Source organism: Paenibacillus sepulcri, from assembly GCF_042647105.1.
GTDB classification, from domain to species: domain Bacteria; phylum Bacillota; class Bacilli; order Paenibacillales; family Paenibacillaceae; genus Paenibacillus_Z; species Paenibacillus_Z sepulcri.
In genome coordinates, this window is record NZ_JBHRUP010000001.1 from 6842984 (window position 1) to 6857188 (window position 14205).

Below are 14205 nucleotides of genomic sequence, written 5' to 3' on the forward strand. Positions count from 1 at the left end.
AAGGCACATGGCGTGATTTCTCTGCCATATGCCTTTATTATCTGGTATTGTGCATCAATTATGCGGTCGGCAGAAGGGCCGTTCAAACGCCCGGCTGCTGTCCGCCGTCGATGACAATTTCCGTGCCCGTAATGGAAGGAACATGATCGGAAACAAGCAGCAGCGCCATCGCTGCAATTTCGGACGGAGCGACCATGTGCCCGAGCGGAATCGCAGCGTTCATTTCCGCTTTCTGGGCCTCGACGGTGATGCCTTTGGCCTCCGCGTTTTGTCGGGCGAGCTTTTCCGCACGCTCCGTGTTGGTTGCGCCCGGTGAAATGACGTTAATCCTGACGTTCGATTTCGCCAGTTCCTTGGAAATGCCTCTTGTAAAATTGAGCAGCGCCGCATTGGCGGTACTGCCCGCGAGGAATGCAGGGGTTGGCGTCCGTCCTGCGCCGCCGACAATGTTAACAATACGCCCGTCTCTCTGTTTGATCATGTGGGGCGCTGCTTCCTTCACCATTCGGATGTAACCAAGCAGCTTTAAATTCCATGCCTCCAAAAAAGCTTCCTCAGGCATTTCGAAGAAAGACCCCGCTTTGGCTGAACCGGCATTATTGATCAAAATATCAATACGGCCATTAACCCCCAGCGCTGCGGTAACCGCCTGCTTAGCCGTCTGCGGCTCATTCATATCGCCTGCTACAGTGATAATACGGGCTGCTTCCTCCCTGGAGCGGCCAGAAAGAATCGCATCTACCGCCTGTCTAGCGCGGTCAGGATCCCTCGCAACCATGACAACGGCAGCGCCCTCTTGGAATAATGCCCTGGAGCAAGCAAAACCGATCCCTGCGCTTGCTCCAGTAACAATTGCTACTTTTCCGCCTAGTCCCAAATCCATTTCATTTTCCTCCCGTGTATCACATGCCGTTGTTTCGTGAAAGCAACAGCTGTGCAGCTTTATCTCTTATAATAAAGCTTTCCTGAACGGATGTAAAAATCCCATGGGGAGAGACTTAAACCGAAGCTTTGGCGTTCACCTGCTTGAACATTTCGTCGCGTTCCGCACGCGAAGCCTGAGCCGTCAACTGTGACCAGCCGTACGTAATTTCATCTTCACCCAGAGCAAGAGCCTTCATCGTTTCGTCAGCGAACAGCTCCACCGGTATGCCTACGGCATTTCCGCCGGGAATTCCCAGATCGGTATTGGTATGGGGCGGCGAAATTTCAATGACGCGGATGGAGTGGCCGGCCAATAGATGTCTCAATGACAGGGTAAAGGAGTGAAGAGCGGCTTTGGTTGCGCTGTATACAGGAGTCAGAGCCAATGCTACATGAGCAAGTCCGGAAGTGACGTTCATGATCGCCGCATTTTTTTGCCTCATCAAATGCTCCGTGAACAATCGCGATAAATGAACGGGTGCCGCCAGATTAATTTCGATTTCGGAGACTGTTTCCTTCCAGTCTTCCGGCTTGGTGAAATCCTGGTAGCGCATGATGCCGGCATTGTTCAGGAGAATATTCGTCTCCGGATGCTCCTGTGTCACCTGCTTGAACAGGGCGATGCGTTCCTCTTCCCTGGATACGTCGAATGTATACGTTACAAGCCCCGGAAGAGCGACTTTGGCTTCGGCCAGTTTATCCGCTCTTCTTCCGCAGATGATGACTTTATTGCCTGCCTGGATGAATCGTTCCGCAAGCGCATAACCGATGCCGGATGCGCCGCCTGTAATAAGAATGGTATTAGAGCTCATGTTCATAAGATGTTTCCTCCCAAGGTTTGATTTATGATGCGGCTTGTCATAGGCTATTGTATAATGAGCAATATTGTATAGGGAGAGGACCGGTTATACTGGAACCCGTACTACCACCCTCCTTGGGAATGGAATCACGGATTGGAGGAACCAAGATTATGGCTACAAAGGAATTTGACCGCTACAGCGAGCTGGCTGATTTTCTGCGCAACCGGCGGGAACGCATTACGCCGGGGCGCGCAGGCTTGCCGGATGACGGGCGCAGGCGCACGCCGGGACTGCGGCGCGGAGAAGTGGCCATGCTGGCTGGAGTCAGCCTGGAATGGTACACCTACCTGGAGCAGGGACGCCATATCAATGTCTCGGCGGAGGTGCTTGAAAGTCTGGCGGAAGTGCTCCAGCTGGATGCGGCTGAGCGCAAGCATATGTTTTTTCTGGCTCACCGCCAGCCACCGCCCGAGCAGCCGAGGCAGCAGACGGAGGTTACTCCGGTGCTTCAGCGTTTTCTGGAGGATCTCCATACTTCCCCCGGCTGCGCGATGGATTCCAAAATGAATATTATGGCCTGGAACAAGGCTTTTAGCGCAGTAAACGGCGATATGGAAGGCTTGTCGGGGCAGGAGCGGAATTTACTGTGGATTACATTTACTTCCGGGGATTTCCGGCAGCGCAAAGGGGTACAATGGGAAGAGCATGCGAGGTGTATGGTGGCTCAGTTCCGCAGGGAATATGCCCGTTTTATCGATGATACCTGGTGGTCCGAGCAGGTCGCAGCTTTATCTGCCGTCAGTCCGGAGTTCAGGGAATTTTGGCAGCTTCATGATGTGCTGGAAACCACGGATGCCGATAAAATCATCAATCATCCGGTCGTCGGCAAGCTGGCCTTTGATCATATTTCCTTCCAGCCGATGGGTGCCGGGGATCTTCAGATTTCGATTCACGTGCCCCTTCATGATGGAGTGACGACGGACAAGATACGGAAACTTCTCGAGGCGCAGAGCTAGGCCGCAGACCGGCAGGAATACGCGCTTGAGGAGCTTTCGTCAAATTCAGGAGCCCGCATTCGACCAGCGGGGCTCCTTTTTGACGTGCCCGGAATCGGCAGGGATATTCGATTACAATCCTTTCATAAAATGGAGACCTCATTGTCCGCTGCACCGGAGTAGATGTTACTATATGAGAGAGAATAGCGGAAAGGAATGATTGATCCATGTACAGCGTTATTCTGGTGGATGACGAGGTTTTCACCCGCAAAGGCTTGATGAAGCTGATCGACTGGGAGGCTTGCGGCTTCCAGGTCGTGGACGAAGCGGACAACGGGGAGGATGCTCTTGAGCTTATCCGGCGGCTTCGGCCCGATCTCGTTATTACCGATATCCGCATGCCGGTGCTGGATGGGATGGAGCTGATCCGGCGCATCGTGGAGGAGAATGAGGCAAGCCCCGTTTTCATCATCATTAGCGGCTACGATGATTTCAAATATGCCCAGCAGGCCGTGCGTTACGGCGTTCATGACTTTATCGTCAAGCCGATCGATGAGCATGAATTTTCCGATGCGCTGCGCAAATTGAACGACAGGCTCGGGAGGCTGCGGGAAGAGCGCGTACGCCATGACCGTCTGTTGTCCGGAGCCATGATCGAATCTCTCATTCTCGGAGAGGCGGATGACAGCTTTATTGCCGAGTGGGAGCAGCGCCTCATGCTTGGCAAGGCCGATCGCTTGTACTACCTGTTCGCCGAGCTGAACGACAACCATATCTGGAAGCCGCCCGGCGAACAGCTCTCATCCGCACGCTTCAAGGAGCTTGTACAGCAGGCGCTTCAGGATATGACCGCAGGGGATCAGCCGCTCTACCTGCATGAGCACCGGAACCGGATCGGCATCCTGCTGCCCGATCACGTACTGGTGCCGTTCAAGGGGGACATCAGGCAGTTCGCCGTAAGATTCCGGCAGACGATGTCAGTCGAGGCGGGGGGACGTGTTTTTCTTTATGCCGGCGCACCCGTTGACCGGCTGGCGAATATCCGGCAATCCTACATAACAGCCAAGGAAGCCATGCTGCACAAATATATCCACGATGACAGCCGTATCGTCATCTATGCTCAGGTGCAATCGGAGCCGCTGAACTACATAGGAATGGACCCGGCCGAATTAGGCCGTTTTATTGAGCAGATTGAGGAACAGCAGTCGGAGAAGGTAAAGCTTGCGGTCGACGCGCTGTTCCAGGATTTCCGCGTGAAGCGGTATGCGCCTGAAGCGGTAAAAATGACCATTCACCAGTGCGTGCTCGGCATAACCAAGGCCATCCGCAGCATGGAGGGGGATGAACGGTCCCTCGCGAGCATGGCTCCGATTGTCGGCTGGCATGATTTAAGCCTGTCGCTTGGCGAGCTTAAGGGATTGTTCGCCGGTTTTGTCGAAGAGAGCAAGGACTATATCGCGGAGCTGAGAAAGGTGCAGGTGAAAGGCGGCATTCAGAAGGTCCGCAGCTATATTGAAGCGAATTACGCGGGCAACATCAGCTTGAAGAGCATTGCAGCCCATTTTTTTATCAACCCGGTGTATCTGGGACAGCTGTTCAAGAAAACGTACGGCGTTTATTTTAATGACTTCCTGCTGCAAATACGGGTCAATGAAGCGAAGAAGCTGCTGCGTCAATCGCCGGATATCCGGATTTACGAGGTAGCGGAGAAGGTCGGCTTCAGCAGTGCGGATTATTTCGTCAACCAGTTCGAGAAGATTGAACATATGAAGCCGTCGGAATACCGCAATAAGCTGCTGTAAGCAGCTATCTTCCGGTAAAGGGGACCAATCCGCGTGAAACCGAGCCTGAACTTGAATAATGTCCGGTTGCGGAACAAAATGCTGATTCTTTATATTTGCTGCGTATTTGTTCCGATCATCTTTACGAATGTCATTTTCTATTATGTGACAACGAATAATGTCAAGAACCAGCGGACGAAGGATATTACAAGGGCAATCGAACAGATCAAGAATGAATTCCGGGCCAAAATTGAAGATGCCGTAACCGTCTCGACCGCATTTTACACGGATCTTAATTTAAATGACATGCTGGAGGCCGAATATGTGGAGCCTGCCGATTATGTCGGCGCCTACGACTCTTATTTCCGCAAAATCATCAACAACTACACACCCATGTACAACGCCGTCCAGAACATCAAGATTTATGTCGATAATCCCACGCTTCTGCACTCGGGGGGCATCGGGGATCTGACGGATAAAGTAAAGCAGTCGGTGTGGTATCAGCAGCTGGAAAACAGCAAATCGTCCCAGCCGATTTTTGTCCGGACCGAACGGGAGGACTTGTTCTCGGTGAAGGACGCGGAGCCTGTCAGGGATTCGTTCAGCATCATCCGCAGAATGGACTATTACTCTTCCCAGAATCACTGGAACAAAATTTTGAAAATCGAGATGAAAACCACGTCGATCCAGCAGATTTTCCAAAACCTGAACCTGCAGGGACATATTTATTTGATCAATGCGGAGGATCAGATAGAGTATACGACCGATCCCAAGGTGGATTGGAGAAAAGACTCGGCCTCCTTCAGCTCGCTTAAGTTTCCGCCCGGCATGCTGGAATTCGAGACGACTTACCAGTATGTCAATTATATGGAGGGCTGGCGGATCGTCGGGACAATCCCCGAGGAGGAAGTGCTCAAGGAGGTCCGCAATTCGCGGGAATTCATTTTCCTTCTGGCTTGCATCAACATTATTCTGCCAACGCTGATCATCCTCTGGATCACAAGGTCCATGAATGTCCGTCTGGTCCGCATTCTCAAGCATATGAAGAAAGTGAAAAACCAGCATTTTGATATCATCAACCAACGGGAGCATACCGATGAGATCGGCCAATTAACAAGCGAGTTCAACCGGATGACGATCCAGGTGAAAAGCCTCATTGACGATGTGTACGTTGCCGATATCCAGACCAAATCGCTGGAGCTGGAGCGCAGGAAGGCGCAGCTGAATGCCCTGCAAAGCCAGATCAATCCGCATTTTCTGTTCAATGCGCTGGAAACGATCCGGATGCGCAGCCTGATCAAGGACGAGATGGAAACAGCCAAGATCATTCACAATATGGCGAAGATCTTCCGTATGTCCCTCACCTGGGGCAAGGATCGGGTAAAGGTCATGGAGGAAATTGAATTTGTCCTGTGTTTTCTGGAAATTCAGAAGTACCGGTTCGAGGACCGGCTCGACTATCATATCCATATTGATCCGTCCGCCAAGGAATGCGTGGTGCCCAAGATGATGTTCCTGCCGTTCGTGGAGAATGCCAGCATTCACGGCATCGAGCCGCTCCGGAACGGGGGAAGGATTGAGGTGCGGATTGAGAGGCAGGCGGCAGCTCTGGTGTTCTCGATCAGGGACAACGGAGTCGGCATGGACGAGGACAAAGTCAACCAGTTCTACAGCTATCTTGAAAGCGAGGAAGTGATCGGGGAGAGGATCGGTGTGCAGAATGTCATCTATCGCATGAAGCTGATTTATGGCAGCCGCTTCCGTTTTCTGATTGAGAGCGCGCCCGGTCAAGGGACATATATCTGTCTGAGCGTTCCTGTCGATTGATTGAACAAGAAGAGCATGTCCCGGTCATACTCCTATATTTTTTACTGAATGAACTATAGTTTATCAGGTAAACAAAGTCTGGAATTCCCCATATAATGAAAGGGCTTACAAAAAAATAATGGATGTGAAAGGGGCTCGAATTCAGTGTCAAAGAAACTTCTATTGGTTTGTATGGCCGCCATCATGGTGTTGATCACAGCATGTTCAAACAACAATAACACGGGCAGCAGCAATCCGCCGGCGAACACGGCCGGTACGAATGAGACAGCAGAGGGCGATGCGCCGGAGCAGCAGGAGAAAGTGACATTTTCTTATTTCAACGGGGTTGCAGCGGCAAAAGATATTAACACGAACGAGACGACGATCGGCAAGATGCTCGAGGATCAAACGGGCGTCAACTTCAAGATCGAGCATCTGGTAGGCGATCTCAACACGAAAATCGGGACGATGATCGCCTCCAACGAATATCCGGACGTCATGATTCCGGACGCGGCCATCGACAAGATCCTCGATGCCGGAGCATTTATTGCGCTGGATGATCTGATTGAGCAGTACGGTCCAAACATCAAGCGGGTATACGGTCCTTATTTCAACCAAATGAAAGCGGCGGACGGCAAAATTTATTTCCTGCCCTTCTCGAACGTAGTCGGCGAATTTATCCCCGATCCGAACATTGGACAGGGCGCATTCTGGGTGCAGCGCCGGGTGCTGAAGGAAGCGGGATATCCGAAGGTCAACACGCTTGACGGTTATATGGATCTGGTCAAAAATTTCGTGGAGAAACATAAAGACGAGGATTTGACTGGCTTTATTTCCCTCACGCATGACTGGAGATTCTTCTCCACCTCCAACCCGCCCATGCATTTGCTGGGCTACCCGAACGACGGCAACATTACCATCGACATGACGACTCATGAGGCGAAGGTGTATGCGGCTACGGATGCCACCAAGCGCTGGCTGCAGAAGCTGAATGACCTGAATGCGCAAGGTTTGTTCGACAAAGCCTCTTTCGTCGACAATTACGATCAGTATCTGGCTAAACTGACTTCGGGCAAGGTTGTAGGCTTCTTCGATTACGGCTGGCAGTTCCAGAATGCGCAAAGCGCATTGACGGACGCGGCGAAGCTGGACCCGGCCAAGGATGATTTCGTATATTTCCCGCTGCCGGTCACCTTCGACGGACAGAAGGACCAATACCTGGATCCTCCGGGCTTCGTTAAGAACCGCGGCATGGGAATCACGGTCAGCGCCAAGGACCCTGTCCGCATCATTAAGTACCTGGATAACCTGCTGACGGACGAGAACCAGATTCTTCAACGATGGGGCATAAAAGGTGAAACCTACGAGGTTGACGAGAATGGCCGGATGTTCCGTACAGCCGAACAAATCGCCAAAATCGACGAGCCGTTCAATGAATCGTTCGGGTTTAAATATTATTCCTGGAACTGGCCGCTGTACGGCAACGGTTCTTCCTATGCGGACGGCAACTCGGTTGCTCCGGGCCTGCAGCCTGAAGTATTCCAGATGAGCCTAACGGAAGCGGATAAAGTGATCCTTGAGAAATACGGCGTCAAAACCTATGCCGAGCTGTTTGCCGCTCCGGATGACCGTCCATGGTTCCCGGCATGGGGCATTCCGAAGGAGCAGGGCTCGGAGCAGCAAATCTGGGAAACGAAGAAAGACGAAATCACCAAGAAATACTTCCCGAAACTGGTCCTTGCGAAGCCGGCTGATTTCGAGAAGGTCTGGACCGAGTACACGACCGAATTCGGCAAGCTGGATACGGCCGGTTACGAGAAATGGACGACCGACGAAGTGAAGAAGCTGATTGATACCGCAAGCAGCAAATAATCAGGTGTAGGCGAAAGGCCGGCTTCGTGCCCCGCGCATAAGTCCGGCCTTTTCCATTGAACGAATCCGATTCAGTCCGGAAGGAGAGATGGAAGATGGAGAAGAAACCAACAATGTCAATGCCGGATCTGGCGTTGCCAAAGAAGCCGACGGGACTGAAGCGGTTTGCCTTGAAGCTGGTTCACCAACGGATGCTGGTCCTCATGTCGGTTCCTTTTCTGGTATGGCTGTTTATTTTCAAATACATGCCCTTATGGGGATGGACAATCGCCTTTCAGGATTATAAGCCGGCCAAGGATTTCAAGGATCAGGAATGGGTGGGATTCAGACATTTTGAATTTTTGTTTCAGGACGAACGATTCATCCGTGTCTTAAGAAATACGCTTGCGATGAGCGGAATTAACCTGGTTCTTGGCTTTGTTACGGCCATTATACTCGCCCTGCTCTTGAATGAGGTGCGCCGGATCGCGTTCAAGCGGGTCGTTCAGACCGTCAGCTATCTGCCTCATTTTATCTCATGGGTGGTTGCGGCAAGCATCGTCCAGACGACATTGTCGCCGGACGGCATCATCAATGAATTGTTAATCCGGTTCGGTTTTGTGGAGAAAGGCAATGAGATCCTGTTCCTCGGCATACCGGAATATTTCTGGGGAATATTCGGAGCAAGCTCCGTGTGGAAGGACGTTGGATGGAATACTATCGTCTATCTGGCTGCCATGACAATGATTGACCCTGCCCAATATGAAGCGGCGGAAATGGATGGAGCAGGCCGTATTAAACGAATGTGGTATATTACGCTGCCGGGCATCAAGCCTGTCATCGTCGTATTGTTGATTATGAATATCGGGTATCTGCTGGAATCGGGTTTCGAACCGCAGTACTTGCTGGGCAACGGTATGAACATCGATTATTCCGAGAACCTTGACATATTTGTGCTGAAATACGGAATTGCCCAAGGTAACTTCTCGCTTTCCATTGCGGCGGGCATGTTCAAGACAATCATCAGCTTCATCTTATTGTTCGCAGCGAACAATATTGCAAAACGAATGGGCGAGTCCAGACTGTTCTAGAAGGAGGGAACCTCATGGCTAATCCGGCAGCAGAAGCGGTGTCCAACAAGTCCAGCCGCATCCGCGCGTCGCGCGGCGACCTGATTTTTGATATTGTCAATTATGCTTTTCTGACGATTCTGATGATCGTCACCCTGTATCCTTTCCTGAATACGCTCGCCGTCTCCTTGAATACGGCGGATGATTCGATCAGGGGCGGCATTTATTTGTGGCCGAGGATATGGACGCTCGACAACTATGTCTATGTATTCAAAGAAGCCACCATCTTTCATGCGACGCTGATTTCGATACTTCGTACCGTCATCGGCACCGTGCTTACCGTTTTCTGTTCAGCGATGGTCGCCTACACCATAAGCAGACAGGATTATGTTCTCCGCAAATTCGTCACCATCGCATTTATTCTGACGATGTATTTTAACGGTGGACTTATTCCCAATTTCCTGCTCATCCGCGATCTGGGTCTGATCAACAGCTTCTGGGTATACATCTGGCCTGGCCTTATCGGCGTATTTAATCTGATCATCATCCGCTCATTCATTGAGGGCCTGCCGGAGAGTCTTCTGGAGTCCGCGAAGATAGACGGGGCAGGCGATTTCAAAACCTTCTTCAGCATCGTGCTGCCGCTCTGCATGCCCGTGCTTGCGACTGTTGCATTATTCACGGCCGTCTATCAGTGGAACCAATGGTTCGATGTTTTCCTGTACAATTCGTCGAATATCGAGCTCAGCACGCTGCAGTACGAGCTGCAGAAGATTCTTCAGAACTCCAACGCCTCCCTGACGGCGAAGACGGCGGGCGACGCGTTTGCAAACGCCGGCAATTCGGGAGGGAACACGGTGACGCCGTTCTCGATCCGCGCAACGATGACGATTGTCGCTTCCCTGCCGATCATTATGGTTTATCCGTTCCTGCAGAAATATTTTGTCAAAGGGATGACGGTTGGCGGTGTAAAGGGTTAGGGCGCTGATGTCGCTGAGGGGAAGGGATGGGCTGATTCCTGCCTGGGATTTTGCAACTTAAGGTTATGTTCTTCTCTGGATGATGGTACAATACCAGATGAAGGCTTGTTCAGGTATCAGGCAGGAATCGAACTAGAAGGAGAATGGATCGTTTGAGTGAAATAGAAGTCAATCATGAGCTGCCCCCGAATTACGAAGAATTGAAGAAAGCGGCTAACCGCTCCAGCTGGCAAGAGCGTCTGGAAGCGGTGGAGGAGCTGGGTCAGTGGAACCACCCGAAAACCATTGACGTGCTTACGCACCGGATGAATCACGATACCGTATACAGCGTGCAGGAGGCTGCTTACCGCAAGCTGCTGGCATTTGGCGAAGAGGTTCAGCCGCCTTCCAAGGCGAAGGGCGAGCTCATCAAAGGAGTCGGCAAAATCCTGGTCAGAATCAAGAAGAGTCTGCCGGAGGGGCACTCCTATGAAGAGTTCAAGGAAAAGCTGCGGAAGACCAGACTTGATGTGTATAATTCGTACGAAGGCGATAAGGGCGAGGATTTCGATGCCTGGCTTGAGCAAACATGGGCCTCGCTAACGAGGAGATAGATACCTTCATGGCACTATCTTCTTGTATTTTTAATATGTGTATAACGGACAGCATACGCGGTATGCGAGGTTAAAAGGAAACGGCTTACGCCGTCCTTGGGCGAAAAAGTCAGATTGTGCCACAAGAAATTTAAGCAGTAAGGAATAGAATTTTAACCTATGAAAAAGCCGTATCCAAGGAGTCGCAAGCGACGCCGGATACGGCTTTTTTCCTTTGGCATATTTTGGAAATTTATTGGTAAGCTTCCAGCAGCCGGATATAATCCCGGGCAAGCTTCAAATCCTCCAGTGCCTCGGGAGCGGAGCATGGGGCAGGTCTCTCGCCGCGGACAGCCGCAAGGAAATTCCTGGCCTGATTGCGCATGGCTGATACATTCGGCATAACCGGAGTCGTATAGGAAGGCATATCCTTGCCGTTATCCCGCATCACCGTCACCTGTCCCGATTGCTGGCGGACCAGCGGCGCGGGCAAATCCACTTTAATGAAGCCCTGCTCAAAAGCGACGAGAATCCCCTCATGCCATTCAATCGACGTAGTGTAGGGGGCCATTTCCAGCGTCACGCATATGCCGCTCTCGCTTTCTCCAACGAACAGCGCCTCAGACCGGTCGGCGTAAGTCACCTTATAGGATTCGCCAAGCAGGAAACGGATGGCATTGACCTGGTGAATATAATAATTGACGAAGGCGTCATATTTTCTGCCGTTTGCTTCGCTGAATTCCGCCGGAAGCGGCTCCAGAAGGCCTGCTATGCCCGGTTCACTGGTGCCGATCGGTGCGTCGGTTGCTGCCGTCCAATCACCCGGGGGCATCGTAATGCGGATATAGCGCAGCTTGCCGAATTCTCCGCTTTGCTTCCATTCATCGACGATGCGCTTCGCATATTCCATCGCCGGATCGGAGCGCTTGTGATAACCGACCATATGCAGGGAACCCAGCTCCTGCCCCAGCTTCACCAGCTTTTCACCAGCCGCAACGGACAGGGTTACCGGCTTCTCCGTTAATACCGGGATGCCCGCGCGCAATATATCCGGGATTAGAATGCTGTGGCGCGTGTATGGTTGCGAAGCGACGACCGCATCGACGAGGCCGCTTGCCAGCAATTCCTCATGGCTGCCGAATACATGGGGGATCGCATAGCGGGTGGAGACAGATTGTGCAAGTCCCGGACGCGGCTCGGCCAGGGCGACAATGTCGCACTCCTCTGGCAGGTTGAGATAGTTGGTCATATGGGCAAGCTGTCCCATATAACCGCTTCCGATAAAACCAAGCCTGATTTTTTGGCGGCTCATCTGATCCTACTCCTTTTCAGTAACGAGATTTTCAAACAAATATAAGCCGTCCTTGCCGGGGGCGACGAGATCGGGTCGGCCATTGCCGGTCAAATCCGCCATCCAGAAATAGATTCCGCAGCCGGCTGCCTCGCCTGCTGGTCCATAATCGATGACATGCTTCTGGAACTGCCCGGCGCGCATCTTGAAGTAATAAATGCCCACAGGATCGAATGCTCCCGGATCGCCGTCGTTATGGGCGCGGTAGCGCTTGCCGGTGACCAGCTCAAGCTCGCCGTCGAGATCGATATCGACGAGGTACAGGTCGTGGTACTGCGAGCAGGTTGGATCGATTTGATGCTTCAGCCAGCTGCGGTTGCCCGCCGAATCGACAATCTGCTCGTACCAGTCAAGACCGTAATCATGCGCCTGGCCCACAATAAGATCGGTCAGTCCGTTGCCGGTAACATCGTGGGCAAGAATGGGGACGCTTGCCGAGCCAAGCGAAAATTCGGGATGAAACTCCCAAGGGGTCTGGAAGGGATTCTCCGGCTGTTCCAGCCATCCGCCGCAGAGGAGGATATCTGTGCGTCCATTGCCGCTGATATCCCCAAAGCCCAGCCCATGCCCGCTGGGCTGCCCGCCAATGATGTATTTCTCGAATTTCCCCGTTCCGCGGCCGTTCGCGTCCACAATAAGCTTGAAGAAAAGCTGCGGGCCGCCCGGCGTATTCGGGAAGATCTCAGGTATGCCGCAGCCGTCAATATCATAGAACCGTATCGTTTCAATGCTGCCGACATGTCCGATGTCGAAGGTTTGCCACTCTCCTCCCGCGGCACCGGGATTTTGCCGCCAGCGCAGCGTTTCGCCCCACCAGCCGCCTGTAATAATATCCAGATTGCCGTCGCCGTCCACGTCCATGGGATAATCGGAAAAATCATCGTGATACTCGTTGATGGTCAGAATATCGCAGATTTTATGCTTTTTCGTAAATTCAGGTCCTTCATACCAATATTCGCCGCTGACAATATCGAGCTGCCCATCATTGTTGACATCAAATACAGAGCAAGCCTCGAATGGCGCCGAATCAATCAGACGCTTCTTCCATTTCACAGACAAGCGCGTCACCTCCATAATCAGATAGGTTCATTTTATAGCAAGATCCTCTAACGCAATAAGAGCCAAGAAGGACAATATATTACGTTATACGGACATGTGGGGGTTGTTTAAGGTCTGTTATCTGTTATGCTGTTGATGTATCTTCCAATATAGGCTGGGGAGTGTGAACGGCTGTGCAGGTAACTTTCGACCAAATCGGAATCGAAGCTAATTTTATGGGGTATGTCGCGCCCAAGCCGGGCTGGTACATAGCCCCGCATTGCCATCAGCAGTATGAGCTGCATTTTATAACAAAGGGCAGAGGGATCAACTGGCTCGACAAGGATCAGTTTGAGCTGATGCCCCAAATGGTGTATATGGCTCCGCCGGGCGAGATGCATGAGCAGCGGTCGGATCTCCAGGACCCCATGGAAATCCTTTTCCTGCCGTTCTCTATCACCGGCCTTGGGCAGGAGCTGCCGCATATTCACGGCATTTACCCGTTGATCCAAAAGGAACTGCAGACGATCCTGCAGCTGCAGCAGAATGTCGGCGGCCATCAGATATTCCGCGTGCAGCTGCGGATTATTGAACTGATCTGGACGATTATTTCGCCGCTCGTCGAGCTCAAGGATCAAGAAGTGGAGAAGATCACCGATGTCGGCTTCATCGGTTCCCGGCAGATTGTGGAGCAGGCGCTGCTCTATATCCAGGACCATAAGCTGGCGAACCCGGCACTTGCGGAGATCGCCAGGCACTGTCATATCAGCCCGCGGCATCTCTCCCGGATCTTCGCCGAAACGATGCACATGACGGTTAACGCGTTCATTCAGCAGGAACGTTTTCTGTGGGCGTGCAGGGAGCTTCAGCAGACGGACAGTACGATTGACGAGCTTAGCGAGGCGCTGAACCTGGGCTCCAAGCAGTATTTCTGCCATTGGTTCAAGCGATATTCATCGAAGAGTCCTGCCGTTTACCGGAAGGAGAGCTAGCGTTTCTTAAATATTGGGGAAATTTGGTGCGGGAAATGAGGGAAC

The 14205-nt window shown here is 52.1% G+C and carries 12 protein-coding genes; 8 read left to right on the forward strand and 4 right to left on the reverse strand.

What is annotated here, in order from left to right; all coding sequences use genetic code 11:
* Positions 1 to 82: 82 nt before the first annotated feature.
* Complete coding sequence (locus tag ACFOLF_RS29670; protein ID WP_210037564.1) at positions 83 to 883, reverse strand: SDR family NAD(P)-dependent oxidoreductase; 801 nt, start codon at positions 881 to 883, stop codon at positions 83 to 85.
* 115 nt (positions 884 to 998) lie between these two features.
* Entirely contained in the window at positions 999 to 1742 is a 744-nt protein-coding gene (locus ACFOLF_RS29675) for an SDR family oxidoreductase (protein ID WP_210037565.1), read from the reverse strand.
* A gap of 152 nt (positions 1743 to 1894) precedes the next feature.
* On the opposite strand from ACFOLF_RS29675, the gene ACFOLF_RS29680 reads away from it, so the two are divergent.
* The 7 genes from ACFOLF_RS29680 (at position 1895) to ACFOLF_RS29710 (ending at position 10800) form a co-directional block, all read left to right on the forward strand.
* A complete protein-coding gene (locus ACFOLF_RS29680) occupies positions 1895 to 2740 on the forward strand; it encodes a helix-turn-helix transcriptional regulator (RefSeq protein WP_210037566.1) in 846 nt (281 codons plus the stop codon).
* A gap of 206 nt (positions 2741 to 2946) precedes the next feature.
* Positions 2947 to 4521: a response regulator gene (locus ACFOLF_RS29685; RefSeq protein WP_210037567.1), complete on the forward strand. Its 1575-nt coding sequence runs from the start codon at positions 2947 to 2949 to the stop codon at positions 4519 to 4521.
* A 78-nt stretch (positions 4522 to 4599) separates the two neighbouring features.
* Entirely contained in the window at positions 4600 to 6327 is a 1728-nt protein-coding gene (locus ACFOLF_RS29690) for a sensor histidine kinase (RefSeq protein WP_210037661.1), read from the forward strand.
* A 144-nt stretch (positions 6328 to 6471) separates the two neighbouring features.
* Positions 6472 to 8178 (forward strand): extracellular solute-binding protein, encoded by a 1707-nt coding sequence (locus tag ACFOLF_RS29695; RefSeq protein WP_210037568.1) that lies wholly within the window; start codon positions 6472 to 6474, stop codon positions 8176 to 8178.
* A 119-nt stretch (positions 8179 to 8297) separates the two neighbouring features.
* Positions 8298 to 9248 (forward strand): ABC transporter permease, encoded by a 951-nt coding sequence (locus tag ACFOLF_RS29700; protein ID WP_379112947.1) that lies wholly within the window; start codon positions 8298 to 8300, stop codon positions 9246 to 9248.
* A 14-nt stretch (positions 9249 to 9262) separates the two neighbouring features.
* Positions 9263 to 10207, forward strand: coding sequence for a carbohydrate ABC transporter permease (locus ACFOLF_RS29705; protein WP_210037570.1), 945 nt, complete (start codon positions 9263 to 9265; stop codon positions 10205 to 10207).
* Between the two features lie 143 nt (positions 10208 to 10350).
* Entirely contained in the window at positions 10351 to 10800 is a 450-nt protein-coding gene (locus tag ACFOLF_RS29710; protein WP_379219571.1) for a HEAT repeat domain-containing protein, read from the forward strand.
* 232 nt (positions 10801 to 11032) lie between these two features.
* Here ACFOLF_RS29710 and ACFOLF_RS29715 read toward each other — a convergent pair whose 3' ends face one another.
* Both ACFOLF_RS29715 and ACFOLF_RS29720 read right to left on the reverse strand, forming a co-directional pair.
* Entirely contained in the window at positions 11033 to 12091 is a 1059-nt protein-coding gene (locus ACFOLF_RS29715; protein ID WP_210037572.1) for a Gfo/Idh/MocA family protein, read from the reverse strand.
* Positions 12092 to 12097: 6 nt separating this feature from the next.
* Complete coding sequence (locus tag ACFOLF_RS29720) at positions 12098 to 13183, reverse strand: FG-GAP repeat domain-containing protein (protein WP_379112944.1); 1086 nt, start codon at positions 13181 to 13183, stop codon at positions 12098 to 12100.
* 179 nt (positions 13184 to 13362) lie between these two features.
* Between ACFOLF_RS29720 and ACFOLF_RS29725 the strand changes: the two genes are divergently transcribed.
* Positions 13363 to 14160: a helix-turn-helix transcriptional regulator gene (locus ACFOLF_RS29725; RefSeq protein WP_210037574.1), complete on the forward strand. Its 798-nt coding sequence runs from the start codon at positions 13363 to 13365 to the stop codon at positions 14158 to 14160.
* Positions 14161 to 14205: the final 45 nt, after the last annotated feature.

What these genes read in the sequence shown, in the direction of transcription:
- ACFOLF_RS29670 (WP_210037564.1), bottom strand. Translation starts at nt 883, where the DNA reads ATGGATTTGGGACTAGGCGGAAAAGTAGCAATTGTTACTGGAGCAAGC.
- ACFOLF_RS29675 (WP_210037565.1), bottom strand. Translation starts at nt 1,742, where the DNA reads ATGAACATGAGCTCTAATACCATTCTTATTACAGGCGGCGCATCCGGC.
- ACFOLF_RS29680 (WP_210037566.1), top strand. Translation starts at nt 1,895, where the DNA reads ATGGCTACAAAGGAATTTGACCGCTACAGCGAGCTGGCTGATTTTCTG.
- ACFOLF_RS29685 (WP_210037567.1), top strand. Translation starts at nt 2,947, where the DNA reads ATGTACAGCGTTATTCTGGTGGATGACGAGGTTTTCACCCGCAAAGGC.
- ACFOLF_RS29690 (WP_210037661.1), top strand. Translation starts at nt 4,600, where the DNA reads ATGCTGATTCTTTATATTTGCTGCGTATTTGTTCCGATCATCTTTACG.
- ACFOLF_RS29700 (WP_379112947.1), top strand. Translation starts at nt 8,298, where the DNA reads ATGCCGGATCTGGCGTTGCCAAAGAAGCCGACGGGACTGAAGCGGTTT.
- ACFOLF_RS29705 (WP_210037570.1), top strand. Translation starts at nt 9,263, where the DNA reads ATGGCTAATCCGGCAGCAGAAGCGGTGTCCAACAAGTCCAGCCGCATC.
- ACFOLF_RS29710 (WP_379219571.1), top strand. Translation starts at nt 10,351, where the DNA reads ATGGATCGTTTGAGTGAAATAGAAGTCAATCATGAGCTGCCCCCGAAT.
- ACFOLF_RS29715 (WP_210037572.1), bottom strand. Translation starts at nt 12,091, where the DNA reads ATGAGCCGCCAAAAAATCAGGCTTGGTTTTATCGGAAGCGGTTATATG.